The sequence below is a fragment of the Nocardioides sp. NPDC092400 genome (assembly GCF_040684155.1).
Taxonomy (GTDB): Bacteria; Actinomycetota; Actinomycetes; order Propionibacteriales; family Nocardioidaceae; genus Nocardioides.
Genome location: NZ_JBFBFJ010000008.1, coordinates 108055 through 134092, shown reverse-complemented (window position 1 = coordinate 134092; position 26038 = coordinate 108055). Strand labels below are relative to the sequence as shown.

General features: G+C 74.0%; 24 protein-coding genes. 10 read left to right on the top strand and 14 right to left on the bottom strand.

The genetic code is table 11. From position 1 onward, the window contains the following. Positions 1 to 511: 511 nt before the first annotated feature. Positions 512 to 1918 carry an ATP-binding protein gene (locus AB0N29_RS19420; RefSeq protein ID WP_364869427.1) on the top strand — a complete coding sequence of 469 codons (1407 nt, stop codon included), beginning with the start codon at positions 512 to 514 and terminating at the stop codon, positions 1916 to 1918. After that, positions 1915 to 2601 (top strand): response regulator transcription factor, encoded by a 687-nt coding sequence (locus AB0N29_RS19415; RefSeq protein WP_302267036.1) that lies wholly within the window; start codon positions 1915 to 1917, stop codon positions 2599 to 2601. Before AB0N29_RS19420 ends, AB0N29_RS19415 begins: the two co-directional genes overlap by 4 nt. A gap of 7 nt (positions 2602 to 2608) precedes the next feature. Here AB0N29_RS19415 and AB0N29_RS19410 read toward each other — a convergent pair whose 3' ends face one another. From AB0N29_RS19410 to AB0N29_RS19380, 7 genes are all read right to left on the bottom strand, one after another. Then, positions 2609 to 3295: a hypothetical protein gene (locus AB0N29_RS19410; RefSeq protein WP_364869423.1), complete on the bottom strand. Its 687-nt coding sequence runs from the start codon at positions 3293 to 3295 to the stop codon at positions 2609 to 2611. 162 nt (positions 3296 to 3457) lie between these two features. Beyond that, entirely contained in the window at positions 3458 to 4885 is a 1428-nt protein-coding gene (locus tag AB0N29_RS19405) for an amidase (RefSeq protein ID WP_364869420.1), read from the bottom strand. A gap of 1 nt (position 4886) precedes the next feature. Next, positions 4887 to 5240, bottom strand: a complete 354-nt coding sequence (locus tag AB0N29_RS19400) for a hypothetical protein (RefSeq protein WP_364869417.1) — start codon at positions 5238 to 5240, stop codon at positions 4887 to 4889. Between the two features lie 3 nt (positions 5241 to 5243). Next, complete coding sequence (locus AB0N29_RS19395) at positions 5244 to 5996, bottom strand: ABC transporter ATP-binding protein (protein WP_302267040.1); 753 nt, start codon at positions 5994 to 5996, stop codon at positions 5244 to 5246. After that, positions 5993 to 6748, bottom strand: coding sequence for an ABC transporter ATP-binding protein (locus tag AB0N29_RS19390; protein ID WP_302267041.1), 756 nt, complete (start codon positions 6746 to 6748; stop codon positions 5993 to 5995). The genes AB0N29_RS19395 and AB0N29_RS19390 overlap by 4 nt, the downstream gene beginning before the upstream one ends. After that, the gene (locus tag AB0N29_RS19385; RefSeq protein WP_364869413.1) at positions 6735 to 9053 is read right to left on the bottom strand and encodes an ABC transporter permease; all 2319 of its coding nucleotides are present in this window, start codon (positions 9051 to 9053) and stop codon (positions 6735 to 6737) included. Before AB0N29_RS19385 ends, AB0N29_RS19390 begins: the two co-directional genes overlap by 14 nt. A gap of 93 nt (positions 9054 to 9146) precedes the next feature. After that, positions 9147 to 10550, bottom strand: a complete 1404-nt coding sequence (locus AB0N29_RS19380; protein WP_302267043.1) for an ABC transporter substrate-binding protein — start codon at positions 10548 to 10550, stop codon at positions 9147 to 9149. Positions 10551 to 10952: 402 nt separating this feature from the next. On the opposite strand from AB0N29_RS19380, the gene AB0N29_RS19375 reads away from it, so the two are divergent. After that, positions 10953 to 12620 carry a class I adenylate-forming enzyme family protein gene (locus tag AB0N29_RS19375; protein WP_364869410.1) on the top strand — a complete coding sequence of 556 codons (1668 nt, stop codon included), beginning with the start codon at positions 10953 to 10955 and terminating at the stop codon, positions 12618 to 12620. A 16-nt stretch (positions 12621 to 12636) separates the two neighbouring features. Here the strand turns inward: AB0N29_RS19375 and AB0N29_RS19370 are convergent, their stop codons facing one another. The 6 genes from AB0N29_RS19370 to AB0N29_RS19345 form a co-directional block, all read right to left on the bottom strand. Further along, positions 12637 to 13275 carry a TetR family transcriptional regulator gene (locus AB0N29_RS19370; protein ID WP_302267045.1) on the bottom strand — a complete coding sequence of 213 codons (639 nt, stop codon included), beginning with the start codon at positions 13273 to 13275 and terminating at the stop codon, positions 12637 to 12639. Positions 13276 to 13380: 105 nt separating this feature from the next. After that, positions 13381 to 14004, bottom strand: a complete 624-nt coding sequence (locus AB0N29_RS19365) for a PaaI family thioesterase (RefSeq protein WP_302267046.1) — start codon at positions 14002 to 14004, stop codon at positions 13381 to 13383. A 109-nt stretch (positions 14005 to 14113) separates the two neighbouring features. Further along, positions 14114 to 15043 (bottom strand): VOC family protein, encoded by a 930-nt coding sequence (locus tag AB0N29_RS19360; protein ID WP_364869405.1) that lies wholly within the window; start codon positions 15041 to 15043, stop codon positions 14114 to 14116. A gap of 25 nt (positions 15044 to 15068) precedes the next feature. After that, a complete protein-coding gene (locus AB0N29_RS19355) occupies positions 15069 to 16253 on the bottom strand; it encodes an acyl-CoA dehydrogenase family protein (protein ID WP_302267048.1) in 1185 nt (394 codons plus the stop codon). A 121-nt stretch (positions 16254 to 16374) separates the two neighbouring features. Further along, entirely contained in the window at positions 16375 to 17253 is an 879-nt protein-coding gene (locus tag AB0N29_RS19350) for an alpha/beta fold hydrolase (RefSeq protein WP_364869402.1), read from the bottom strand. Next, the gene (locus tag AB0N29_RS19345; protein ID WP_302267050.1) at positions 17250 to 18071 is read right to left on the bottom strand and encodes an IclR family transcriptional regulator; all 822 of its coding nucleotides are present in this window, start codon (positions 18069 to 18071) and stop codon (positions 17250 to 17252) included. Before AB0N29_RS19345 ends, AB0N29_RS19350 begins: the two co-directional genes overlap by 4 nt. 228 nt (positions 18072 to 18299) lie before the next feature. Between AB0N29_RS19345 and AB0N29_RS19340 the strand changes: the two genes are divergently transcribed. The 7 genes from AB0N29_RS19340 to AB0N29_RS19310 are packed head-to-tail and all read left to right on the top strand — an operon-like array spanning position 18300 to position 24341. Further along, positions 18300 to 19454 carry a Rieske 2Fe-2S domain-containing protein gene (locus AB0N29_RS19340; RefSeq protein WP_364869398.1) on the top strand — a complete coding sequence of 385 codons (1155 nt, stop codon included), beginning with the start codon at positions 18300 to 18302 and terminating at the stop codon, positions 19452 to 19454. Continuing rightward, entirely contained in the window at positions 19454 to 19801 is a 348-nt protein-coding gene (locus tag AB0N29_RS19335; RefSeq protein WP_302267052.1) for a hypothetical protein, read from the top strand. Before AB0N29_RS19340 ends, AB0N29_RS19335 begins: the two co-directional genes overlap by 1 nt. Continuing rightward, the gene (locus tag AB0N29_RS19330; RefSeq protein ID WP_302267053.1) at positions 19798 to 20604 is read left to right on the top strand and encodes an SDR family NAD(P)-dependent oxidoreductase; all 807 of its coding nucleotides are present in this window, start codon (positions 19798 to 19800) and stop codon (positions 20602 to 20604) included. Before AB0N29_RS19335 ends, AB0N29_RS19330 begins: the two co-directional genes overlap by 4 nt. Further along, positions 20601 to 21479, top strand: coding sequence for a TIGR03619 family F420-dependent LLM class oxidoreductase (locus AB0N29_RS19325; protein ID WP_364869393.1), 879 nt, complete (start codon positions 20601 to 20603; stop codon positions 21477 to 21479). Before AB0N29_RS19330 ends, AB0N29_RS19325 begins: the two co-directional genes overlap by 4 nt. Further along, positions 21476 to 21979, top strand: coding sequence for a nuclear transport factor 2 family protein (locus AB0N29_RS19320; protein ID WP_364869390.1), 504 nt, complete (start codon positions 21476 to 21478; stop codon positions 21977 to 21979). Before AB0N29_RS19325 ends, AB0N29_RS19320 begins: the two co-directional genes overlap by 4 nt. Then, entirely contained in the window at positions 21976 to 22761 is a 786-nt protein-coding gene (locus AB0N29_RS19315) for an SDR family oxidoreductase (RefSeq protein ID WP_364869387.1), read from the top strand. Before AB0N29_RS19320 ends, AB0N29_RS19315 begins: the two co-directional genes overlap by 4 nt. Further along, the gene (locus tag AB0N29_RS19310) at positions 22758 to 24341 is read left to right on the top strand and encodes an AMP-binding protein (protein WP_364869384.1); all 1584 of its coding nucleotides are present in this window, start codon (positions 22758 to 22760) and stop codon (positions 24339 to 24341) included. The genes AB0N29_RS19315 and AB0N29_RS19310 overlap by 4 nt, the downstream gene beginning before the upstream one ends. On the opposite strand, the gene AB0N29_RS19305 is transcribed toward AB0N29_RS19310, so the two are convergent. Continuing rightward, complete coding sequence (locus tag AB0N29_RS19305; RefSeq protein ID WP_364869381.1) at positions 24326 to 26005, bottom strand: AMP-binding protein; 1680 nt, start codon at positions 26003 to 26005, stop codon at positions 24326 to 24328. The two genes, AB0N29_RS19310 and AB0N29_RS19305, sit on opposite strands and share 16 nt — an antisense overlap. Positions 26006 to 26038 lie beyond the last annotated feature (33 nt).

Sequence of the window (26038 nt, the reverse complement as noted above, 5' to 3'; positions counted from 1 at the left end):
CGACCGACGACCACTGCTCCCTCAAATCAGTGATGCGGAGGGGTGATCGCCTGCGGCATCGTCGTCGGAGCCGGCCCACCAGCCAGGACCGCCCGCGCCGCGACCGCCCCACCCCCACCCCCGAGGGCGGCTCGCCTGCCCAGCGCCCGGGCCGTCACAACGGCTGGCTGGTGGGCCCGGCCGGGGCTCTTGCTCGAGCTCCGGCCGGGCTACGGCCGCGGGCCGGGCCGGAAGTTCTCCGGTTCTCGTCAACCAGAGAGTGTGAAGTTCCCCACTTTGCGGTATACCCGACACGATCATCTGACGCACGGACTGGACATGACGACGGTTGCTCGTCATGAGCAGGCCGATCACGTGGTGGGGAAGCAGTCAGGTCCTTCTCGCGGGGGCAGCGTCGGTAGCTGTGAGCTCGGGCTTCCAGCGTCCACTCGGTGCACACCGGCGGAGGCGGGAGATGAGGACCGGAACGACGTCGTCCAGGATGCGCAGCGGACCAGGGGCCGCTGGGCAGGTGCTGACCGTCCTCGTGCTGGTCGTCGCGCCGCTCCCGGTCGTCTACCTGCTCGTGCCCGCCAGCCGGAGCGTCCGGTACGCCGCGCTCGCCCACGAGCTGTGCGTCTACCCGTCGGTCCTCGCGGCGGGCCTGCTGTTCTACATCAGCTGGCGGATGAGCCAGGACAGCACCACCGGGTGGCTCGCGGCCGGGGTCACCTTCGTCGGCGCGCAGGGACTCGGGGCGTCGGCGGTGCACCTCGCCCAGCCCGGCGCCGCCGCCCAGCACGCGGGGTGGCTGGCCATGGTCGACCTCGGCGTCCAGCTCGTCGTGGTGGTCGTGACCGTGCTCGCCGCCCGGCACGTGCTGCGCGTCGACCCCTTCGTCCTCGGCCTGCTCTGCGGCCTCCTCACGACGTTCGTCCGCGGCGGGGTGCTCGAGCTGCCCTCGATGGACCTCACCGAGGCGTCCCTGCGGCGGGCGGCGGTCGTGCTCGTCCTCCTGCAGCTCGTGGGGGCCGTCCTGATCGGCCGGCTCCCCCGCTCCCCGCTCTGGGTGCGCGCCCGCGTCGCGGCCGCCGTCGTGCTGCTGGCGGGCGCCCACCTCCTGAGCGCCCCGACGCGCATCGGCGGCGCGGTCGGCGACGGCGCGTCGGTGCTGCTGACCGTCTCGGGCTGCGTCGTGCTCGTCACCGCCGGCCTCGCGCTGCTGCAGCACCAGCTGCAGCGCCAGCGCGGAGCGATCCGGGGCCTGCACGAGCGGGTCGAGCACCTCGAGGCCGACGTCCGCACCGACCGGGCCCGGCTGCACGAGGTCGGCGCCACGATCGCCGGCATCGCCCACGCCTCCCGGCTGCTGCACTCCGGCGAGCTCCCGGCGCAGGCCCGCCGCCGCGACCTCGAGCGCATGGTCGACGCCGAGATGGCGCGCCTGCAGCGGCTCGTGGACCGGCGCCGCACCGGCCCGCTGGAGGACGTCGCCCTGGGCACGGCGCTCGAGCCGCTGGTGACCGCCCACCGGGCCCGGGGCCGCCAGGTGCACTGGCAGCCGAGCGGCCTCCAGGTCCGGTGCCGCCCCGACGACCTCGTGGAGGTCGTCAACATCCTGCTCGAGAACGCCGCGCAGCACGCCGGCACGGACGTCACCATCGACGCCCGCTCGACCGGCGACGACGTGGAGATCCAGGTCTGCGACCGTGGCCCCGGCGTCCCGGCCGGCCTGGTGGAGGAGGTGTTCGCCTGGGGCCACCGGGGCCGGCGCTCGTCGGGCCAGGGCATCGGGCTGAACATCGCCCTCCGGCTGATGAACGAGCAGGACGGCGACCTCCGGCTGGAGACCCGCACGGGCGGCGGGGCGACGTTCGTCCTCACCCTGCCCGCTGCGCCGGCGTCGAGCGAGGGCGGCAGCGCGGAGCGGGCCTCGTGAGCAGCGGCACCCGGAACGCCACCCGGGTGGCGCTGGTCGAGGACCACACGCTCTTCGCCGACTCCCTCGACATGGTGCTCACCGTCGAGGGGTACGACGTGCGGCGGGTGCCGATCCCCGACGACGGCGGCTCGATGGCCTCGATCCTGTCCACGGTCCTCGGCACCCGGCCGCGCGTGGTCCTGCTCGACCTGGACCTCGGCCGGCTGGGCGACGCCGCCCGCCTCATCGGCCCGCTGGCGAGGGCCGGCGTGAACGTCGTCGTGGTGACGGCCAGCCCGGACCGCGGGCGGTGGGGTGAGTGCCTGCGGCTGGGTGCGCGGAAGGTGATCAGCAAGTCGCGCCCGCTGACCGAGATCCTGGCGACCGTGCGCCGCCTGGTCCAGGGCCTCCCGGTCACCGACGTCGCCGAGCGCGAGGAGCTGCTGCGCCTCTGGCACGACCAGCGCAGCGAGAAGCAGCAGGCCCGCGAGCGTCTCGACCGGCTCACCCAGCGCGAGCGCGAGGTCCTCGCGCTGCTCGTGCAGGGGAAGGCCGTGCGGGAGATCGCGTCCGAGAAGTTCGTCTCCGAGGCGACCGTGCGCACCCAGGTGAAGTCCATCCTCGCCAAGCTCGAGGTGTCCTCGCAGCTGGCCGCGGTCGGTCTCGCCCACCACGTCGGCTGGGTGCCGCCGAGCGGGTGACCGGCGCTCACCCGTGCCGGGTGGGGCCCGCCCAGGAGTGCTCGAGCCTCCGGACGGCCGCCACGGCGGCCGTGGTCGTGGTGACCCCCAGGGTGCGCAGCAGCGTCTCGAACACCGCCGGCCGGTCGGCCGGGTCGGGTCCGGCGGCCAGCGCCACGAGCGCGGCGACGTCCGCGTCCGACCGCGACTCGAGCAGGGCGCGCAGGGTGTGCCGCTCGTGCCAGTCGAGCCGGGTCAGCCGCTCGAGCAGGACGGCGGAGGACGGCGACTCCACGGCCCACCGCCGGAAGGCGCCGACGGTGGCGAGGTGCCGCGAGCCGGCGCCGACCATGACCCCGCGCACGGCCTCGACGAGCCGGTCGACGTCCGCGGTGGTGTCCTCGACCTCGCAGGCCCCGGCGTGCAGCAGGGCTCCCCACCGGGGCCCCGGCGGTCCGGTGGTGACGACGAGCCACCTCGACGTCGACCGCCGGACGAAGGCCACCGCCCCGGCCAGGGCCAGCGCGTCGTCGGCCGCGACGAGCAGGGCGCCGACCCGGCCGGGGTCGTGCGGCACGGGGTCGGCGAGCCCGGCCCGCCAGGGCTCGACGGTGGCCGGGACGCCCCGGCCCTCGAGCGCCATGGCGACGACCTCGCCGAACACCCTCTGGTCGGCGACCACCGGGACAGGTCGGTGCACCCGGGTCGTGTCCACCCTTGTCCCTCCGCGTCGAGGTGTGCGCACGGCAGCACGACACCATCCCCAGGACGAGCAGTCGCTCCTCCCCCCGTCGGCGACCCTGGCAGACGTGCCCCGTGCGCGGCAAGCACCGGTCCGGCGGCTCGGGCCGGCGAGCGGCTCGTGCGGGGCCGGCTCCTAGGCCTCCGGGGTCGGAGCGTGCCGCTGCCAGGGCGCGGCCGCCTCGACCTGGGTCGCCAGCGCGAGCAGCAGCCCCTCCCGGCCGAGGTCGGCGGAGACCTGCACGCCGACGGGCAGTCCGGCGGCGTCGGTCCCCAGCGGCAGCGACATGGCCGGCTGGCCGGTCAGGTTGTAGACGCTGGTGAACGCGGCGTACCTGCCGGCGTGCTCCCAGATCGTCTCCGGCCGCGCGGTGTCGAGCACGCCGAGGGCCGGGACGGGCTCGGCGAGCGTCGGGCTGAGCAGCACGTCGAAGCCGCCGTCGGCGCGGCTCAGCTGGCGGCCGAGCCGCCAGCCCACCCGCTGCGCGGTCTCCAGCGCCCGGACCACGTCCGCGCCGGTCGTGGTCGACCGGTGGTGCTCGAGGAGGAGCCGGGTGAACGGCTCGAGGTCGTCCTCACGCAGCCCGCGGCCGAGCTCGGCCAGCCGGGCGTCCACCGCGGCGACCAGGCCGGCGCCCATCAGCGCCGCTCCCCCGCCCTGGGAGTCGGCCAGGGCGTGGTCCAGGACGGTCTCGACGACGTCGTGGCCCAGGTCGCTGAGCAGGTCGGCGGCCGAGCGGAGCACGGCGAGCACCTCGGGGTGGGCGGGCTCCCCGTCGCCGGGCGCCACCGCCAACCCGACCCGCAGCCGGCCGGGGGCGCGCGCCGCCAGCTCCACCCAGGAGGCCGCGGGGGTCGGCGCCCCGAACGCGTCGCCGGGCAGGGACCCGTGGGTCAGGTCGAGCAGCAGCGCGCTGTCGCGGACGGTGGTGGTCAGCGCGTGGTGCACGCTGACCGGCCCCGCCAGCAGGGAGGGGTACGGCGCCGGGCTGACGCGGCCGCGACCGGGCTTGAGCCCGAAGAGGCCGTTCATGGCGGCCGGGATCCGGATCGACCCGCCCCCGTCGCTGGCGGTGGCGACCGGCACCATCCCGGTGGCGACCGCGACCGCCGAGCCGCCGCTCGAGCCGCCGGTGGACCGGCCCGTGTCACGCGGGTTGCGGCAGGTCCCGAGGAGCGCTCCCTCGGTGCTGGCGTTGAGGCCGAGCTCGGGGACGTTGGTGGTCCCCAGCACGACCGCGCCGGCCGCGCGGTACCGCCGGACCAGCTCGCTGTCGGCGGCCGGCACGTGGTCGGCCCACAGCCGGCTGCCGCGCGTGGAGGGCAGGCCGGCGACGTCGGCGTACAGGTCCTTGACCAGCACGGGCACGCCTCGCAGCGGCCCGTCGGGCAGGCCCGCGTCGACCTCGGCGAGCGCCTCCTCGAAGCGGGAGTGGGCGACGGCGTTCAGCGTGCCGTCCAGCTCCTCGATCCGGGCGATCGCGCGCTCGACGACCTCCCGGGGGTCCGCCTCGCCCGCGCGGACGGCCCGTGCGATCCCGGTCGCGTCGTCGAGCGCGGCCACCTCAGGCGCGCTCGCGCAGTGCGGTGGTGATCTGGTCGGCCTGGTTCTGGCCCTCGACCAGCTGGCGCAGCAGCCAGAGCCGCAGCACGCGGGCCACCGCGGTCGCGACGTACAGCGCGGCGCCGACGACGACGAGGGTGAAGCAGGAGATGGCCAGGATCTGGCTGGAGGTGATGTCGCGGAGGTCGGACTGCGCCAGGGAGGCGTTGTAGGACACGAACGCGCCCACCACGCCGCCGAGCATCAGCAGGATGCCGATGATCCGGAGGGGACGGTCCGACTTCGAGCCGTCGGCCTTCAGCTTGTGGTCCGCGACCTGCTGGTGGAACTCGGCGCGGCGTTCTTCGGTGAGCATGGGTCAGCCTCCCAGGTAGGTGGTGGAGAGTTCGGCCTCGATGTCGGCCGGGGTCCCGACCTCCACCACGCGGCCGCCGAGCATGAGTGCAGCGGTGTCGGCGATCGGCAGCACGACGCGGGCGAACTGCTCGGCCACGAGGATCGAGATCCCCTCCGCCGCCAGGCCGCCGACGATGTCGTACATCTCCGACACGATCATCGGCGCCAGCCCCATCGACAGCTCGTCGAGGAGGAGCAGGGCCGGGTCGGTCCCGAGGGCACGGGCCAGCGAGAGCATCTGCTGCTCGCCGCCCGACATGGAGCCCGCGAGCTGGTTGCGGCGGTCGCCGAGCTTGGGGAAGCGGCGGTACGCCACCTCCTCGATCTCGGCCATCCGCGTCCCGGTGCCGGTGGCGACCCAGAGGTTCTCGCGGACGGTGAGGTTGGCGAAGATGCCGCGCCCCTCCGGGATCGAGCAGACGCCGAGCCGGCTCGCCTCGGTGGCGGTGATGCCGGTGACGTTGCGCCCCGAGAGCCGCAGCTCACCGGAGGTGAGGGGCATCAGCCCGCTGACGACCTTCATCGTGGTCGTCTTGCCGCCGCCGTTCGGTCCCAGCAGCGCGACGACGGAGCCGGCTGGGACCGTGAGGTCGACGCCCTTGAGCACCTCGATCGCGCCGTACGCCGCGCGCACGCCGACCAGCTCGACGGCCGGGGACTCCGGGACGACGGTCGCGACGACCGTCGGCTCGGGCTGGTCCGTGCTGGTGCTCACGCCACGGCCTCCGTCCCGATGTAGGCCTCGATGACGGCCGGCGACGCCTGGACCTCCGCGGGGGTGCCGGACGCGATCAGCACGCCGTGGTCGAGCACGTGGATGCGGGAGCACAGGCCCATGACCAGCGGCAGGTCGTGCTCGACGAGGCAGACCGCCAGCCCGTCGTCGGCCAGGCCGCGCAGCATCTGTGCGAACCGCTCGGTCTCGTGCTCGGTCTGGCCCGAGGCCGGCTCGTCGAGCAGCAGCAGGCGCGGACCGGTCATCAGCGCGCGGGCCACCTCCACCACGCGGGCACGGCCCGTGGGGATGTCGGAGACGTCGAGGTGGGCGACGTCGGTGAGGCCGGTCAGCTCCAGGACCCGGTCGGTCTCCGCCTCGACGTCGAGCTTGCGGCGGGTGTTGGCCTTGACGATGTCCCCGGCGACGCGGATGTTGTCGCGGACGCTGAGGGAGAGGAACAGCTCGAGGCGCTGGAAGGTGCGCGCCATCCCCATCCGGGCCCGGCGCCCGGGCGGCGTGCGGGTGATGTCCTCCCCGTCGAGGGTGACCCGGCCGGCGTCGGGCCGCTGCATGCCGGTGATGCAGTTGTAGAGGGTGGTCTTCCCGGCGCCGTTGGGGCCGATCAGCCCGGTCACGGTGCCGGCGTGGATGTCGATGCCGACGTCGTTGACGGCCGTGTTGCCGCCGAAGCGCACCACGATCCCGTCGGTGCGCAGCAGCGGCGCGAGGGTGGTCTCAGGCAGGGACATGGCGGGTGTCCTCCTCGGGCGTGGCGGCGGGACGGGTGGGCCCGGTCGGCGCGGGCACCGCGACCGTGACGGGGAGCGCGCGGTGCCGCGCGGGGAGGCCGAGCTCGCGGTCCAGGTGCTCGGCCAGCACCGGCGGGTACGGCTCGTCGATGCCGACCAGCTCCGGCGGCGCGGACCGCCGGGCGGCCAGCGCCTCGGGCGTCAGCATCCGGTGCGGGCGCAGCGCGGTGGCGAGCGCCGGCAGCGCCATCCAGAGCACCAGCACGACGATCGTGAACGTCCAGGTCCCGATCACCTCGGCGTAGGCCAGGGCGTAGAGGACGGCGGTGACCGCGACCGCGGCGTACCGCGCCTCCGGGGCCCGGGCGAGCCGGCGCTGCCCGTGGAAGATCTGGTGGAAGTTGCCGCTGGGGTTGTCCCCCACGCCGATGCCGATGAGCGCGGTGGCCACCAGGAACAGGTGCGAGAGGATCCCGAACGTCTCGGCGTGCACCGGGTGGTCGATCGAGAGCTCGTTGAAGGTGCCGACGATGAGCGCGAAGCCGCCGCCGGCGAGCAGGCCGCCGAAGAGCGCCCCGCTCACGTAGCCGATGCCGCCCACGACCGTCAGCATCACCAGCGACAGGCTGAGCGTGTAGACGAAGTGCTCGGAGGTGACCGAGGTCAGCGCCATCGACATGAAGATGCCGCCGAGGCCCGCGATGCCCGTGGAGATCATGAAGACCGAGAGCTTGAGCCGGACCAGTCGCTGGCCGAGCATCGCGGCGGCCGCCGGGCTGTCCTTCATCGCGGCGAGCCGTCGGCCGTAGCCGCTGTTGCGCAGCGCGACGACACCGACGCCGAGCACGGCGAAGACGGCCGCGACCGTGTAGAGGAAGGTGTCCTGGTCGCCCAGGTCCAGCGGGCCGACGGCGAGCGGGGAGACGATCAGGTTGCCGTTGGGGAACAGCGCCATCTCGTGCCCGAACCAGGACCGGGTCTGGGTCTCGCGCAGCACCATCGAGGAGACGATGCCGCCGAAGGCGAGGGTGGCCAGCGCGAGGTAGAGCCCGCGCAGCCGCAGCGCCGGCAGCGCGACCACCGCGCCGGTGAGCGCGGCGGCCAGCACGCCGAGCGCCAGTCCCACGACGCTCATCCGGGCGTCGAGGCCCTCGCCGTCGATGCCGCTGTGGAAGGCGACGATGGTGGCGATCGCACCGAAGGCGATCGGGGCGAGGTTGAGCTCGCCGGCGTACCCGGTGAGGAGGGTGAGCGAGAGCGCCACGATGGCGAAGGAGAGGCCGAGCAGCAGCGTGCCGACGCTGGAGTCGTCGATGAGCTGGCGGTAGGCCACGGTGAGCAGGACCATCACGCCCGCCCAGACGGCCGCACGCCGCACGGTCGGCACCTCGTAGCGCTCGCGGGTGCGCACCGCGGCACCGCGGAGGCGGTCCTGGGGCAGCACCAGCAGGACGATGAACAAGATGATCATCGGCAGCGCGTCGCGCAGGTTGGTGATCCAGGTCCACTCCGACGGCGCGTAGGCGACCAGGTAGGTGCTGGCCAGGCCGAGCACGACCGCGCCGACGAAGGTGCGGGGGATGCTGCGCAGCCGGCCGAAGAGCGCGGCGGCGAAGGCGTCGATGACGAGCAGCGTGAGCGCGTTGGCCTCGAGGGCGCCACCGGCGACCGGGGTGATCAGGATGCCGGCGAGCACCGCGAGGGTCGAGCCGAGCGCCCAGGCGAGCCCCGCGATCCGCTCGGGGTCGTGGCCGTTGAGCCGCAGCAGGTCGGGGTCGTCGACGGTGGCGCGCATCAGCACGCCCATGCGGGAGCGGGTGAAGAGCAGGCGCAGCCCGACGGCGATGGCCGCCGCGGCGACCAGGCAGATGATCTCGTGGTACCGGATGACCACGCCGCCCACGGTGACGTAGCTGTCGGCGCCGAAGAACATCTTCGACATCCGCGCCTCCTGCGGGTCCCAGACCCAGTGGGACAGGGAGACGAAGCCGAGCAGGATCGCGACCGTGACGACGATCTTGGTGACCTCCGCGGTGTCGCGCAGGCCGCCCATGATGAAGCGGTGGAGCAGGAAGCCCATGAGCGGTCCGACGACCAGGAGCAGCACCAGCACGCTGAGCAGCGTCGGGACCCCCCACACCACCTGGAGCTGGTAGTAGAGGAACGCGCCGATCATGGCCTGCGCACCGTGGGCGAAGTTGAAGATGCCCGAGGTGTTGTAGGTGAGCACCAGCCCGGAGGCGGCGATGGCGTACACCGAGCCGAGCACCAGGCCCAGGACGGTGAAGGTCAGGAAGAGGGTCATGCGGGGCTCACCTCGGAGGTCGCCTCGGACAGGTCGCTGGTCGTGCCGCGGCCGGCCGCCGGAGGGCGACCGGCCGCGACGCGACGAGAAGGGCTACTTGAGGAAGGCGGTGGAGAGCCGGTCCTCGTTGAGCGTGACGCCGGAGTTGGCCGGGTCGGTCTCGAGGACGTAGGAGTCGTCGCAGTTGAACTCGCCCTTGGTCTCCGGGTAGACCTGCTCGAAGGTGTCCCCCTCGAGCTGGACGACCAGCGCGCAGCTCGGCGGCATGTTGGCGCCCGGGTCGGCCGGGGCGTGCAGGCCGCCACCGGTCCACTCGTGGACCCCCGACAGGCCCTCGACCATGCACTCGCGGGTCAGGTCCGAGCCGCAGTCCTTGGCCACGTCGGCCCAGAGCAGGAAGGCCGAGACGGCCTGCATGCCCAGCAGGCCCGGCTTGGCGCCGGCGCCGTCGACGACCACGTCGAGGTAGTCCTGGACGGCCGGGACCGCGTCGGCGTTCTCCATCGGCTGGAAGACCAGGCCGGTCAGCAGGCCGTCAGCGGCACCCGACTGGGCGTTCCACTGGCTGGTGACGTCGCCGTACCAGGTGGACTCGAAGACGTACTTCTTGCCGGCGTCGACGCGCTGCAGCGCCTCGAGCAGGCCGAAGGCGATCGGCGTGGGGGTGTTGGTGATCCACAGCGCCTTCGCGTCGCAGTCCTTGAGCTTCTCGGCGAACGGCACGTAGTTGGCCTCGCCGTCCTGGTTGATCGTGACCCCGCAGTCGACGACGTTGCCGTCGAGCTTGCCGATCGCGTCGAGGACCTTGTTGACGCCCTGCGAGATCGCCGGGGAGGTCGAGCCGAGGCCGGTGGCGGCCTCCTTGAGCTCGGGGTAGACCTCCATGGCCGAGGCGAGCATCGCGGAGTTGTAGCGGTCGACCGGCAGCGGGACGGGCTCGAACTTGTCCGGGCCCATCGCGGAGTTCGGGCCGATCACGAAGCCGGCGACGGTCGGCAGGTCGCAGCCGACGCGGAACTGCTCGGCGGCCTCGTCGTAGGCGAAGCCCTGGCCGACCAGCATGAAGTCCTGCTTGCAGGACTTCTGGACCACCGAGGCGGCGTTGGTCATCGCGGCGTCGTACTGGTTGCCGACGACCTCGCGGCCGTTGATCCCGCCCTGCTCGTTGCACCAGGCGATCATCGCCTTGACCGCGTCGCCCATCTCCTGGTTCAGGCCGGGCGCCGCGGCGAACCCGCGGTCGTCGCCGTAGCCGATGGTGATCGCGTCGTCGGTGACGCCCTGGTCGGTCGCGCCGGCGGCGTCGCCCTCCCCGCAGGGGGACTCGAGGTCGCCGAACGCGGTGGCCGAGGTGGCCGCCGACTCCGAGGAGCCGCCTGCGCTCGCCTGGCTGCCGTCCTCCTCGCTCCGGTCCGAGCCGCACGCGGTGGCGGTGAGCGCCAGGGCGAGGGCGGCGACGCCCAGCCGGGCGGCGCGCACGCTCCTGAGGTTTCGCATCTGGGTGTTCTCCTTCTCGCCGGCCGCCGACGGCGACAGGGCTGGGGTGGGTGCAGCGGTGCTGCAGGGGTGCTGCAGAGACGGGGAAAGGGGCCGGGTGGGCTGCCGTACGTCGTGCGTGGCAGCCGGTGACCGGCATGGGTCGCGCTCCCGAGTGCGACGAGCGAGCGGACGTCCCCGGGCCTCCGCCGGTCCGGCGTCGGTGGGGACTCGTACCTGGTGGCAGAGCATGGGTGTGACCGGGACCACCCGATCCGGGACGGTCCCGGTGACCGGGACTGCCTCCCGCGCGCCAGGCGTGCCCGTGGCGAGTCCCGCTCATCGGTACGTCGCCTGTGGCCCCCGTCACGCGCGCGACGACACTGGTACCGACGTCGCCGGACCAGCCCGCCAGGAGAACGCATGACCACCCAGACCGACCCCCGACTCGCCGCCCGACAGGTGGTCACGGGCCTGACCGCTCCCGGTGCGCCCTTCGAGCTGGTCCGCGAGGACGTGCTCGGCGCCCCGGTCACGCTGTTCGCCCACCGCAAGCGGGCCCTGCACGAGGTCCTGGCGGAGTCGGTCGTCCACGGTGACCGGACGTACGTCGCGACGCTCGAGGAGCAGGTGAGCTTCGCCGAGCACGCGGCGATGGTCTCGTCGCTGGCCCGCGCCCTCCGCGAGGACCACGGCGTGCGGCAGGGCGACCGGGTGGCGATCGCGTCGGCCAACAACCTCGAGTGGATCCTCGTCTTCTGGGCGGCCGCCTCGATCGGCGCGGTCACCGTCGGCTTCAACGCCTGGTGGTCGACGCGCGAGCTGGCCTACGGCCTCACCCACGCCCGCCCGACGCTGGTGGTCGCCGACGACAAGCGCCGCGCGCAGCTCGCCGAGATCGCGGCGACCGACGACGTCGACCTGCCGGTCCTCGGGCTCGAGGATGTGCGCCGCCTGGCCGCGGCGTACCCCGACGCACCGCTCCCCTCGGCGGACGTCGCCGAGGACGACCCGGCGGTCATCCTCTACACCTCGGGCACCTCCGGCCGTCCCAAGGGCGCCACGCACTCGCACCGCAACCTGCTCTCCGTCGTCGAGTACCACCGGATGAACGACGCGCTGATGGCCGCCTTCGGCGACCCGACCGACCCGCGTGATCGCACCTACCTGCTGGTGATGCCGCTGTTCCACATCGCGAGCCTGCACAACCTCGCCCTCCCCCGCCTCGCCACCGGCAGCAAGGTCGCGCTGCACCTCGGGGCGTTCAAGGTCGACCCGGTGATGCGGCTCGTCGAGCGCGAGCGGGTCACCAACTGGGGCGCCGTCCCGACGATGGCCACGCGCCTGCTCGAGGCCGACCTGTCGCCGTACGACACCTCCTCGCTCCGGGCGTTCGCGCTGGCCTCGGCGCCCTCCTCCCCGCAGCTGAAGGAGCGCCTGCGCACCCAGCTGCCGTTCGCCTCCTCGCTGGTCGACAGCTACGGGCTCACCGAGTCCTGCACCGCCGTCGCCGCCGCGAACCCGATGGACCTCGCCGAGGCGCCCGGCACGCTCGGGCACCCGATCGTCGGCGTCGAGCTCGAGGTGCGCGACGGCCAGGGCCGCCCCGTCCCCGACGGGGTCGAGGGCGAGATCTGCGTGCGCAGCGCCTACAACATGCTGGGCTACTGGGAGGACGACGAGGCCACCGAGCGCACGATCCGCGCCGACCGCTGGCTGCACACCGGCGACCTCGGCGTGCGCGACGAGGCGGGGCGGATCAGCCTCAGCAGCCGCCGCTCGGACCTGATCATCCGCGGTGGCGAGAACGTCTACCCCGCCGAGGTGGAGGGCGTGCTCGCCGAGCACCCGGACGTCGCGGAGTGCATCGTCATGGGCGTGACCCACGCCGAGCTCGGCCAGGAGGTCGGCGCCGTCGTCGTGCCGACCGCCGGCGCGCAGCTCGAGGGCCTCGAGGAGCGGCTGCGCGAGCACGCCGCCGGCGCGCTCGCCTACTTCAAGGTCCCGACCCGCTGGAAGGTGGCGCGCAGCCCGCTGCCCCGCAACGCGACCGGCAAGGTGGTCCGGCGCGAGATCGCGCTCGAGGCCTAGCCGCCCCCCGGGCGCCTCAGGCGGCGTCGTCGGTGGTGCGACCGCCGGCGGCGCCGTCCTGGTCCCGGCCCCGCAGGAGGAGCTCGACGACCAGGGCGGTGTCCCGCTCGAGCTCGAGGGGGTCGGTGCCGCGGTTCAGCGCGGAGATGATCATGCCGTACCACGCCTGCTCGAGCAGGCCGAGCAGGCGCAGGTCGTGCGCGGTCGGCTCGGCGATCCCGCCGGCGTCGAGCATCAGGTCGATGAAGACCTCGGTGACCCCGGCGGACGGGGTCTGGGCGACCGTGGCGTTGTTGGACTGCATCATCGCGTGCGCCAGCAGGGGGCGGCCGAGCAGCTCGCGCCCGGCCCGGACCAGCACCCGGGCGATGCCCTCCTCCGGCGACTCACCGGGGACCCGCTCGACCGCCATGGCGGCCAGGCCCTCGACCTGGGACCGCATCAGCGCGGTGAACAGGTGGGTCTTGGAGGGGAAGTAGCGGTAGAGCGTCGCGATCGCGACGCCGGCGTCCTTGGCGATGTCGTGCATCTGCACGCGCTCGAGTCCCTTGGCCGCGCCGTGGCGGGCGGCGGCGCGCAGGATGCGGGCGTACCGCTCCTTCTGCTCGCGCGACGTCGGCTCGGCGGGCGGCCGGTCCTCCGCGACTCGTGGCACGTCTCCCCCTCGGTGGATCGGGACCCCCATCCTCCGCGCCCCCGCGCGTGGACCTCCGCCAGCCTACCGCTGGGTGAGACGCGGCTCACGCTCCGCGTGCACCGCTCAGCCTCGGCCGGGGCGCGGGAGGTGCTTGTCGACGAACAGCCCGTCGGCAGACACGCAGACCTCGCCGCCGGCGACGATCTCCCCGGTCGTGCGGATCTTCCGCCCGTCCACCGACACCTGGCGGGCGCGCACGACCAGCTCCTCGAAGAGCGGCGTCGGCCGGTGGTAGCGCAGCGTGAGGGTGCCGGTCATCCCGGAGACGCCGGCCCAGTGGTTGGCGACGCCGAGGGTGTGGTCGAGCAGCAGCGCGGAGACGCCGCCGTGCACGCAGCCCGGCGGCCCCTGGTACGGCAGTCCCAGCGTCGCCCGCCCCTCGATCGACCCGTCGGGCAGGCCGCGCAGCGGCAGCGGCGGCGCGACGGCGTTCTCCGGCCCGGTGACCGGGTCGTGCCGGGTGACGCCCTCGCCGCCCCACATGTCGACGAGCCGCTGCTCGGTTGTCGGTGCGTGCTGCTCGAGGTGCTCGGCGACCTCGGTGAGCCGGGCGGCCACCTCCGTCATCTCGGCCGGGGAGGACCCGCCGGCGTGCAGCAGGGCGGCCACCACGCGGCGTGCCGCGGCGACGGCCGCGTCCACCCCGGCGTTGCTCGGGGTGGCGGTCAGGACGGGTCGCTCGGTCACGGGTGGCTCCTGTCGATGAGGTCGTGCGCAGGATGGCACTGCGTCCTCGCGGGGTCCGCCGCCGCCCCGGCCGGGACGGCGTCCCGGGGTGAACGGACCGCCACCGGCCTCACCTGGCGCGGGGCGAGAACGCCGCGAGGGGCTCGGAGCCGGACCAGTCGTGGCCCCAGTAGGAGTCCGCGGTGATCTCCTCGGCGGTGTACCAGTCCTCGTCGACGAGGGCCCCCTCGGTGCCGTACTCCAGGTCCCATCCGCCGGGGGCGCGGACGTAGAACGACACCATCTTGTCGTTGGTGTGCCGGCCCAGCGTCGAGGACAGCGAGAAGCCGCGGCGGTTCACCTCGTCGAGCGCCCGGCCCACCGCGTCGAGGGAGTCGACCTCCACCATCAGGTGGACCACCCCGGGCGCCTCGCCGTGCGGGGCCGGGCAGACCGCCAGGCTGTGGTGGCGCCGGTTGACGCCGAGGAACCGCACGCGGCGCGGCGGCTGGCCGGCCGGCGGCCGCGGCCCGGCGACGCGGATGGCGCCGCGCGGGAGGAACCCGAGGACCTCGGTGTAGAAGGAGAGGGTGTCGTCCATGGCGGTGGTCGGGAGCACGACGTGGCCCATGCCCTGGTCCCCGGTGATGAACCGCTGCATCCACCGCGTGCGGACCGGGTCGTGGTCGAGCACCGGGCCGGAGAAGACCTCGACCGGGGTCCCGCTGGGGTCCTCGAGGAGGATCGCCGCCTCGACCGCGCGCTCGTCGCACTCGGCCTGGGTCAGCTCCGTGACGCCGAACCCCGCGGCCTCGACCGCCCGCCCGACGCGCGCCAGCGCGAACTGGTCGCGCACCTCCCAGCCGACCGCCAGGACCCGGTCGGTCGCCCCGGGCAGCACGACCAGTCGTGCCGCCCGCTCGTCCATGCGCAGGTAGAGCCCGTCGGCGTCGGGGCCACCGGTTTCCGCCAGCCCCAGCGCCTCGACCGTGAGCTCGCGCCACCGGGGCACGTCGGTGGTCTGCACGCGGAGGTAGCCCAGGCCGCGGACGTCGGTCATCGCGTCGTCACCTCGGGTCGCCGCCTCAGATCATCGACAGGAGCGGACCGGGCGGCGGGGTCACGCCGATGTCGGTCAGCGCGGAGACGTGGTTGACCGGGCCCGGCACGTGGATCGCGTGCGCGAGGCCCATGTGGCCGTCGCGCCAGAAGCGCTGGATCGGGTTGTCCATCCGCAGGCCGTTGCCGCCCGACCGTGCGACGACCTCGTCCATGGCGCGGACCGCGCGCCACGCGGCCGCGACCTGGGTGCGGCGCGACGCCGCGCGCTCGGCGAAGCTGATCCGCCGGCCCGCCTCGGCGGCGTCGTAGAAGCGGCTGACGTTGTCGAGCACCGCGGTCCGCGAGGCCTTGATCTCCTCGGCGGCGGCACCGATGGTCGAGAGCACGTACGGGTCGTCGGTGATCTTGGTGCCGGTCACCTGCACGCGGGTGCGCTGGTAGGCCAGGTGCGCCGCGAGCGCCCCCTCGGCGATGCCGACGACCGCGCTGGTGATGCCCATGGGGAACGCCGTGGTGAACGGGATGTGGTACGTCGGGCTGGTGAGGCCGGCGTTGCGCGGGTGCGAGCCGTCGAGGAAGCCGGCGAAGGACATCGTGCGGTTCTCGGGGACGAACACGTCGGTGACGACGACGTCCTTGGAACCGGTGCCGCGCAGGCCGACGACGTCCCAGCTGTCCTCGACGATCTCGTAGTCCGACCGCGGCAGGATCACGTGGTAGGCCTGCGGCGGCATGACCCGGTTGCCGTCGGCGTCGGCGAGCATCGCGCCGAGGAAGATCCACCGGCAGTGGTCGGTGCCCGAGGAGAACTGCCAGCGGCCGTTGAAGACGTAGCCGCCGTCGACGGGCCGCAGCGTGCCCATCGGGGCGTACGGCGAGGCGATCCAGGTGTCCTGGTCCTCGCCCCAGATCGCCTCCTGCACGTCCGGGTCGCACATCGCCATCTCCCAGGGGTGCACGCCGACGATGCCGGCGACCCACCCGGTGGAGCCGTCCAGCGAGGCGATCCGCATGACCGTCTCGGCGAACTCGCGCGGGTGCGCCTCGGCGCCACCGTGCCTCGCCGGCTGGAGCATGCGCATCACACCGGTCTCGCGGAGCAGCTTGGCCGCTGCGTCGTCGAGACGGCCGAGCCGCTCGTTGGACTCGGCCAGCGCGGCGATCTCCTCGGCACGCTCTTCCACGGCCGCGAGGGCGGGGTTGGTCATGACACCTCCTGTAGACGTGTCCCCACGCTCCCAGCGCGCACGTGCCGGCGCCCCCGGGTCTCCCGGTGACCGGGAGACCGCGAGGGCGCGGAGGTGGGACGGGAGCGGGGCCCTGCCGGGGTCAGTCGGCGCGGGTGAGGAACGCCAGCACGACCGCCTCCCAGGCCGCCTTCTGCTCGATCATCGCCCAGTGGCCGCACCTGGGGAGCACGTGCAGCTCGGCGTCGGGGATCGTGCGCATCGGCACCAGCGCCATGTCCAGCGGGCTGACCCGGTCGTCGCGGCCCCAGGTGAGCAGCGTGCGGGCGCGGACGCGGTGCAGCATCGCCCAGTACGGCGGCTCCGGCGACCGCGCCGCGGCGCGGCCCATCCCCTCGAGCGCGGCGCGGCTGTACATCCGGCGGGCGGCGGCCAGCGTGCTGGGCTCGGTCGCCTGGGTCCACCGCTGCTCGACCATCTCCTCGGTCACCAGGGAGCGGTCGTGGACCATCGAGTGCAGCCACTGCACGAGCCGCTCGCGGCTGGGTGACTCGGTGAACTCCATGAGCAGGTTCAGGCCCTCGCCCGGCGACGGGCTGAAGATCGCCTGGCCGATGCCGCCGACGGTGACCATGCGGCGTACCCGGTCGGGCTCGGCGATCGCGAGCCGGGTCGCCACCACCCCGCCCATCGAGTTGCCGACGACGTCGACGCGGTCCAGGCCCAGCCCGTCGAGGAACCGACCGACCGAGGGCAGGGCGGCCACCATCGGGTGCTGGTCGGTGGGGTCGCTGACGCCGAACCCGGGCAGCTCCAGCACCAGGCAGCGGAAGTGCTCGGCGAACACCGGCAGGTTCTCGCCGAAGTTGCGCCAGCCCGTCACACCGGGCCCGGAGCCGTGCAGCATCAGCAGCGGCGGCGCGTCCGCGTCGCCGGCCTCGTGGTAGCGCAGGACACCGTCCTCGGTGTCCAGCTCGCGCAGGGTCTGCTCGGCGGTCCAGGTGCGCACGGCGGCGATCACGCGGTGACGGTGCGCAGGCGGCGGACCTGGCCCGGGCGCCCGAGGGCGAGGTCCGGGTGCAGCTCGAGGGAGACCTTCCGGGCGGCGTCGAGCACCAGCGGCGCCACGCGCTCCAGCGGCGTGCTCGAGTCGCCGACCAGCGAGATCGCCCCGAGGGGGCCCTCGGGTCCGCGGACGGTCGCGGCCACGCAGGCGATGTCCTCGAAGCACTCCCCGCGCTCGAAGGCCAGGCCGTGGCGGGCGCGCACGCGGGTGAGCTCGTGGTGCAGCGCCTCGACGTCGGCGATGGTGCGACCGGTCATCACCCGCAGGTCCTCGCCGACCCGCTCCTCGACCTCCTCGGCCGGGAGCCAGGCGAGCATCGCGCGGCCGAGCGCCGTGCAGTGCGCCGGCGCGTACCCGCCCACGCGGGAGGGCACGGCCGTCGCGAAGCGGGCGCCGATCTTGTCCAGGTAGTGCACCCGACCCTCGTCGAGGACCGCCAGGTGCACGGTGAGCCCGGTGCGGATCATCAGCGAGTGCAGGTGGGCCGACGCCGCGGCCCGCAGCTCGGAGGTGTCGTCGACGACGCCCCCGAGGTGCAGCGCACGCTGGCCGAGGCTGTAGCCGAAGCTGGAGTGCTCCAGCCAGTTCAGCTTCAGCAGCTGGTCGAGGATGCGGTGCGCGGTCGAGCGCGGCAGGTGGGTGATGCGGGCGACGTCCTCGAGGGTCAGCCGGGCCGACCGGCCCGGGAACGCATCGAGGATCAGGGTCATCCGCTCGACCATCGAGGGCGGCAGCTCACGGCGCTCGGGGGCTTCGGAGCGGGCGACGGTCATGGCGGTTCCTCCAGAACTGAAATGAATTCTAGGTGCGGTGGCGAGCGCCACACTACCGATCCCTGAGCCGGATGGAAGAGCGAAACTAGAATTCGTTCTTGTTTTTGCCCTGGCGACCCGGTTCCCTGGAGGACGGGCGGTGCTTCCGCTCACCGGGACGACCCGATCCCGGCCCGGCCGAGCGGTCCGACACTCGACGGACCGCACCGAGCACCGTTGGAGGAGCAGATGAGCGTCGCCAAGGACGAGGTCCGCCAGATCGAGGCGGAGGCCGCGCCGACCCGCTTCGCCCGGGGCTGGCACTGCCTCGGGCTCGAGCGGGACTTCCGTGACGGCAAGCCGCACGGCATCGAGGCGTTCGGCCAGAAGCTGGTCGTCTTCGCCACGAGCGACGGCGAGGTGAAGGTCCTCGACTCCTACTGCCGCCACATGGGCGGCGACCTGTCCCAGGGCATGGTCAAGGGCGACGAGCTCGCCTGCCCGTTCCACGACTGGCGCTGGGGCGGCGACGGCCGCTGCAAGCAGATCCCCTACGCCCGCCGCGTCCCGCTCCGCGCGCGCACCCAGGCCTGGCACACGCTGGTCCAGGACGGCATGCTCTTCGTCTGGAACGACCCCGAGGGCAACCCGCCGCCGGCCGACGTGACGATCCCGCGGATCGAGGGCTACGAGGACCCCGAGTGGAGCGACTGGGTCTGGTACACCACCACGATCGAGGGCGCGAACTGCCGCGAGATCGTCGACAACGTCGTGGACATGGCGCACTTCTTCTACGTGCACTACTCGTTTCCGACGTACTTCAAGAACGTCTTCGAGGGCCACACCGCGACGCAGTGGATGAACGGCGAGAGCCGCGAGGACATCCTGCCCCCGCCGAAGGCGGGTCGCCCGCCCGCCGTCAAGGCCCAGACCTCGGTCGCGACGTACCACGGCCCGTCGTTCATGATCGACGACCTCGTCTACCACTACGACGACTTCGACGTCCCGAGCGTGCTGATCAACTGCCACTACCCGGTCGACGCCAACACCTTCGTGCTCCAGTACGGCGTGATGGTCAAGAAGCTGCCCGGCCTCGACGACGCCGAGGCGGCCGTCATGGCCCAGAAGATGGGCAACTTCATCCGGCTCGGCTTCGAGCAGGACGTCGCGATCTGGAAGAGCAAGGCCCGCATCGACAACCCGCTGCTGTGCGAGGAGGACGGGCCGGTCTACCAGCTCCGCCGCTGGTACGAGCAGTTCTACGTCGACGCCGCCGCGGTGACCCCCGAGATGACCGAGCGCTTCGAGTTCGAGATCGACACCACCCGGCCCAACGAGGCCTGGCGCCGGGAGGTCGAGGCGAACCTCGCCCGCAAGGCCGAGGCCAGCGGCCAGCCCGTCTGATGGCGGTCCGTCCCGACAACCGCCTCTCCGACGGGCCGATGACGCCGGTCGCCTGCACCACGTGCGGCGCCCGGGTCGAGGCCCGCAAGAGCAGCTGGGAGCAGACCACCGTGCAGTGGCACGAGGACGCCGTGGAGCGGTGCCTCGAGCGGCGCGCGAGCGGTCCGCGGCCCGGCCCGAACGGCACGGCCTTCCCGGGCTGCCAGGCGTTGCGCGACAGCGTGCGCGAGGCCGCCGTCCGCGGCGAGCTGCCCGTCCAGGACGGCGCTCCCCTGCCGACCAACCCCGAGCACCCCGGCAACCCCGACCACCCCGGCAATCCCGAACACGAGGTGTCCCACGCATGATCGACGTCGACCGGCACGGCCCCTGGGCGGTCATCGCGGGCGGTTCGGAGGGCGTGGGCGCGTCCTTCGCCACCCAGCTCGCCGAGGCCGGCCTGGACCTGGTGCTGCTCGCCCGGAAGCCCGGCCCGCTCGAGGAGACCGCCGAGGCGGCACGCGCCCTGGGCGCGGAGGTGCGGACGCTCGCCGTCGACCTCACCGACGCCGACGCGATGGAGCGGATCGCCGAGGTCACCGCCGACCTCGAGGTCGGCCTGCTGGTCTACAACGCCGGCGCGAACACCTACGGGCACGAGTTCGTGTCCGGCGAGCTCGACCGCTTCCAGCAGGTCATCGACCTCAACATCACCGCCCAGCTCGCCCTGGTCCGCCACTTCGGCGGGCTCATGAAGGAGCGCCGCCGCGGCGGCCTGCTCCTCGTGGGGTCGCTGGCCGGCTTCATGGGCTCCGCCCAGATCTCGGTGTACGCCGCGGTCAAGGCGTTCTGCCGCGTCTTCGCCGAGGGGCTGTGGCTGGAGATGCGCGAGCACGACGTGGACGTCCTGGAGTTCGTGCTGGGCGTGACGCGCACCCCGGCGATGGCACGCGCCGGGCTGTCCATGGACATCCCCGGCCTGCACGTCTCCGAGCCCGACGACGTCGCCCGCCAGGCGCTCGCCTCGCTCGGCGACGGCCCGGTCCAGGTGGCCGCGGGCAACGAGAAGGCCGTCGAGGTCCGCAGCCGCACCGACCGCGCGCGGCTGGTGCTCGGCGCGCACGAGGCGTCGAAGAAGATGCTGCCCCCGGCCTCCGCGCCGGCCCGGTGAGCGCCCACGCGCCCGCGCTGCGGATCGGGGTCGTCAGCCCGGTCGTGACCGCCAACCCGGGCGCCCACCAGGAGTGGGAGGCGGGGGCCGGCATCGAGGAGCTCGCCCGGATCGCGGCGGTGGCCGACGGGCTGGGCTTCCACCACCTGACCTGCAGCGAGCACGTCGCCGTGCCGACCGCGATCGCGGCCGAGCGCGGCGCAACGTACTGGGACCCGCTGGCGACCCTCGGCTACCTCGCCGCCCGCACCGAGCGGATCCGGCTCGCCACGCAGGTGCTCGTCCTGGGCTACCACCACCCGCTGGAGATCGCGAAGCGCTACGGCACCCTCGACCTGGTCAGCGGCGGACGCGTGGTGCTGGGGCTCGGCGTCGGCTCCCTCGAGGAGGAGTTCGCGCTGCTGGGCGCGACGTTCGAGGGCCGCGGCGCGATCGCCGACGACGCCCTCGCCGCCCTCCGCGCGGCGCTCGGCCGCCGCACGCCGTCCTACCAGGGCCCGCACTTCTCCTTCGGCGACGTCGTCGTCGAGCCGCACGCCGTCCAGGACCGGGTGCCGCTGTGGATCGGCGGACGCACCCCGCGGTCGCTGCGCCGCGCGCTGGCCCTCGGCGACGGCTGGGTCCCCTTCGGTCTCGGGCTCTCGGCGCTGACCGAGATGCTGGCGCGCGCGGAGGTGCCCGAGGGATTCGAGGTCGTCCTCTCCCCGGGCCGACCTGTCGACCCCCTCGGCGACCCCGAGGCGACCGCCGACCGGCTGCGCCGCGTGCTGGGCGCCGGAGCCACCCTGGTCAGCACGGCGGTCCACGCCGAGTCGGCCGACCACTACTGCGAGCAGCTGGCGGCGCTGGCCGCCGTCGGCGAGGAGATCGGATGAGCACCCCGCCCGAGGAGACCACCGCCCGGCTCGAGGCGCTCGAGCGCCGGCTGGGACAGCTCGAGGACGAGCGCGAGATCACCCACCTGATCACCGGCTACGGCCCGCTGGTCGACGCCGGCGCCGCCGAGGACGTTGCGGCGCTGTGGACCGAGGACGGCGTGTACGACGTCGACGAGGTCTTCCTCGGCGGCGGCACCGCCATCCGCCGGATGGTCGAGTCGCCCGGCCACCAGGGCTGGATCGAGCGGGGCTGCGCGCACTTCATCGGCCCGCCCCGCGTCAGCATCGACGGCGACGAGGCCGTCGCGGTCTGCCACTCGCTGATGGTCGTCAACGGCGAGCAGGGCTTCCGGGTGCGGCGGGCGACCGCCAACCACTGGCAGCTGCGTCGTACGCCGCAGGGCTGGCGGGTGACGGTCCGGACCACCCGCGTGCTGGACGGTCGGCCCGAGTCCCCCGCCCTGCTCGCGGCCGGCGCCCGCGGCGAGCGGCCGTGAGCGGCGCGGGCACCGGCCGGCTGGCCGGCCGGGTCGCGCTGGTGACCGGCGCCGGCGACGGCATCGGCGCCGCGGTGGCCCGGGCCTACGCCGCCGAGGGCGCCCGGGTGGTCGTGGCCGAGCTGTCCGAGGAGACCGGCCCGGCCGTCGCGGCGGAGGTCGGGGGCACCTTCGTGCGCACCGACGTCTCCGACCGGGCGCAGGTGGAGGCGGCCGTCGCGACCGCCCTGGACACCTACGGCTCCCTCGACGTGCTGGTCAACAACGCCTGGGGCTCCGCGCAGCTGTGCCGGGTCGAGGACAAGACCGACGCGATGATCGACCAGGGCATGGCGGTCGGGTTCCGCGGCCCCCTGTGGGCGATGCAGGCGGCGTTCCCCCACATGTCGGCGCGCGGCTGGGGCCGGGTGGTCAACATGTGCAGCCTCAACGGGGTCAACGCCCACGTCGGCACGCTGGAGTACAACGCCGCCAAGGAGGCCCTGCGCGCGCTCACCCGCACCGCCGCGCGCGAGTGGGCGCCGACCGGGGTCGTCGTCAACGCGCTGTGCCCCGGCGCGAAGAGCGCGGCGTTCCGCCGGGTGATGGGCGACCACCCCGAGCTCGAGGCGATGGCCGACGCCGGCAACCCGATGGGCCGCATCGGCGACCCTCTCGCCGACGTCGCGCCGGTCGCGGTGTTCCTGGCGAGCGAGGACTGCCGCTACCTGACCGGCAACACGCTGTTCGTGGACGGTGGCGCGCACATCAACGGGGTCGCGTGGCAGCCTGACCTGCCGTGACGCAGACGCCTGACCCGACCTTCGCCGGACTGGTCGCCGACCGCGCCGGGGACGACGCCACCGCGCTGTGGTTCGAGGAGCGCCGCTGGTCCTGGCGCGAGGTGGTCGAGGAGGCGCGGCGCCGAGCCGGCCTGCTGGCCGAGCTGCGGGTCGAGGGTCCCTGGCACGTCGGCCTGGCGATGGAGAACACCGCCGAGCACCTGTTCTGGTGGTGCGGCGCCGCGCTCGCCGGCGCCACCGTCGTGGGCGTGAACCCCACCCGGCGCGGCCCCGACCTCGCGCGGGACGTCTCCTTCACCGAGTGCCAGGCGCTGGTCGTGGACGAGAGCCGGCGACCCCTCCTCGAGGGGGTCGACACCGGGGTCCCCGCCGAGCGCACGCTGCACGTCGAGGACCCGGCGTACGCCGCCCGGCTCGCGGACGCCGCGCCGCTCGCCGCCGGTGCGGAGGCGGCCGTCGCGCCCGGCACGACGTACTCCCTCGTCTTCACCAGCGGCACCACCGCGGCCCCCAAGGCCGTCGTGTGCACGCAGGGCCGGATGGGCCGGATCGCGGCGCAGCAGGTCGAGCGGCGTGGCCTCACCGCGGCCGACGTGTTCTACGTGGTGATGCCGATGTTCCACTCCAACGCGATCATGGCGGGCATCGCCCCGGCCGTGCGGACCGGCGGCACCATCGTGCTGCGCCGCCGGTTCTCGGCGTCGGCGTGGCTGCCGGACGTGCGGCGGCACGGCGTGACGTTCTTCAACTACGTCGGCAAGCCGCTGCACTACGTGCTGGCCACCCCGGAGCGTCCCGACGACGCCGACAACCCGCTGCGGATCGCCTTCGGCAACGAGGCCTCGGAGCGCGACATCGCGGAGTTCTCCCGGCGCTTCGACTGCCAGGTCGTCGACTCCTTCGGCTCCAGCGAGGGCGAGGTCCGGGTGATGCGCACCCCCGACACCCCGCCCGGCTCGCTCGGCACGGCGCCCGCAGGCACGGTGGTCGTCGACCCCGAGACCCTCGAGGAGTGCCCGCCGGCGCGCTTCGACGACGCCGGGGTGCTGCTCAACGCCGACGAGGCGGTCGGCGAGATCGTCAACAAGGCCGGGGCCGGGCTCTTCGAGGGCTACTGGCGCAACCCCGAGGCGGAGGCCCGCCGGCTGCGGCACGGCTGGGTGTGGTCCGGCGACCTCGCCTACCGCGACGCCGCCGGGTTCTTCTACTTCGCCGGCCGGACCGGGGACTGGCTGCGCGTCGACGGCGAGAACGTCGCCACCGCCCCCGTCGAGCGGCTCCTCGGCCGGTTCCCGGGCTTCTCCTCCGTCGCGGTGCTGGCGGTGCCCGACGAGGCGGTCGGCGACGCTGTCCTGGCCGTCGCGGAGCTCGCGCCCGGGGCGTCCTTCGACGCCGAGGACTTCGCCGGCTTCCTCGCCACCCAGCCCGACCTCGGCACCACCTGGGTGCCGCGCTACCTGCGCCTGGTCGACGAGCTGCCGCGCACGGCGACGAGCAAGGTGGTCAAGCGCGCCGTCGACACCGGGCTCGACGGCGTCCTGGTCCGGCAGGGACGCTCCTACCGCTACGCACCCGGCTGAGCCGGCAGCAGCGCGCTGCGCCCGTGCGCGGCGAAGTCCCGCTCGATCGCCCGCCGCCCCGCCTCGTCGAGCAGCGCGTACGCCGACGTCCGGCCGACCCGGACCCAGACCGGGTCGCCGGTCAGCCAGGCGGCCCTCCGCAGCGGGGCCTTGTCGACCTTGCCGCTCGCGGTGAGCGGGACCGCGGGGGTGACCCGGACGAAGCGCGGCCACCACTTCGCGCCGAGGTCCGGCTGCGCCGCGAGGAAGGTCCCGAACGCGTCGGGGTCGAACCGCGCGCCCGGCAGCAGCTCCAGCGCGCACATGACCTGGTCACCGGTGGCCGGGTCCGGCACCGCGTGGACCACCGCGGAGAGCACGCCGGGCACCCGGGCGAGGACCCGCTCGACCGGAGCCGCCGCGAAGTTCTCCGAGTCCACCCGCAACCAGTCCGAGGAGCGCCCGGCGAACCACAGGAAGCCCTGCTCGTCGCGGTAGGCCAGGTCGCCGGACCAGAAGTCCTCCCCGCGGACGCGGTCCGCCGTCGCCTCCGGGTTGCGCCAGTAGCCCTCGAACGACGCAGCGCCGCCGATCGCGACCATCTGGCCCACCGCCTCGGGGTTCAGCAGGCGCCCGGACGCTTCGAGCACCGCCCGCGGGCACTCCTCCCCGGTCGCCTCGTCCAGGACGCGCACGTCCGCGCCACCGGCCGGCACGCCCAGCGCCCCGGCCGGGGTGTCCGGCGTACGCGCCACGCGGAAGACGCCCTCGCTCATCCCGTAGCCCTCGACCACCTCGCAGCCGAAGCGCTCGGCGAACCGGGCGACGTCGACCTCGGAGGCCTCGGTGCCGAAGGCCAGCTCGAGGGTCGAGGTGCGGTCTCGCGGGCCCTCGGGGCGGCTCAGCACGTAGGACAGCGCCCGCCCGACGTAGTTGACGAAGGTGGCCCCGTGCCGGTGCACGTCCTCGGCGAAGCCGCCCGCGGAGAACCTCCGGGCCATCGCGACCGTCGCGCCGACCCGCATCGCGGTCGCCAGGTTGAGCATCACCGCGTTGCCGTGGAAGAGCGGCATGCACAGGTAGGTCACCGAGTCGCGCCGCAGCCGCACCCGCTCCACGAGGGCCTCCGTCAGCCGCCCCAGCCGGCCCTGGCTGACGACGACCGCCTTCGGCGCGCCGGTGGATCCCGAGCTGAACAGCAGCAGCGCGACCGCCTCGGCCGGCGGCAGCTCCTCCGGCACGTCCGCGCCCCGGTGGGGCGCCAGCGCCGCGTCGTACGACGGGTGGTCGACGACGAGCACCCGGTCCGGCGGGACGCCGTGTTCGGCGCCGTGGAGGAGGTGGGCCAGCCGGTCCTCGGTGACCAGCAGGTCGACGTCGGCGTGCCGGACGTCGCGGGCCAGCTCGGGGCCGCTGCGGCTGGAGTTGAGCCCGACCACCACCGCGCCGGCCATGGAGGCGCCCGCGATCCAGAAGACGTGGTCGGGGACGTTCTCGAGGAGGACGCCGACGTGGACCTGCCGTCGCTCCCCCGCCGGCGGGCCGGGCACCAGCCGCGCCAGCGCCGCGGCACGCACCGCCCCCTCCCGCACGACCTCGTCCCAGGTCCACTCCCGGTCCTCGAAGCGCAGCCCGGCCGCCCCGTCGCCGAGCCGGGAGCGGACGATCTGCGCGAAGGTCTCCACGACCGCACGCTAGGTCGCGGACGGTGGCGCCCG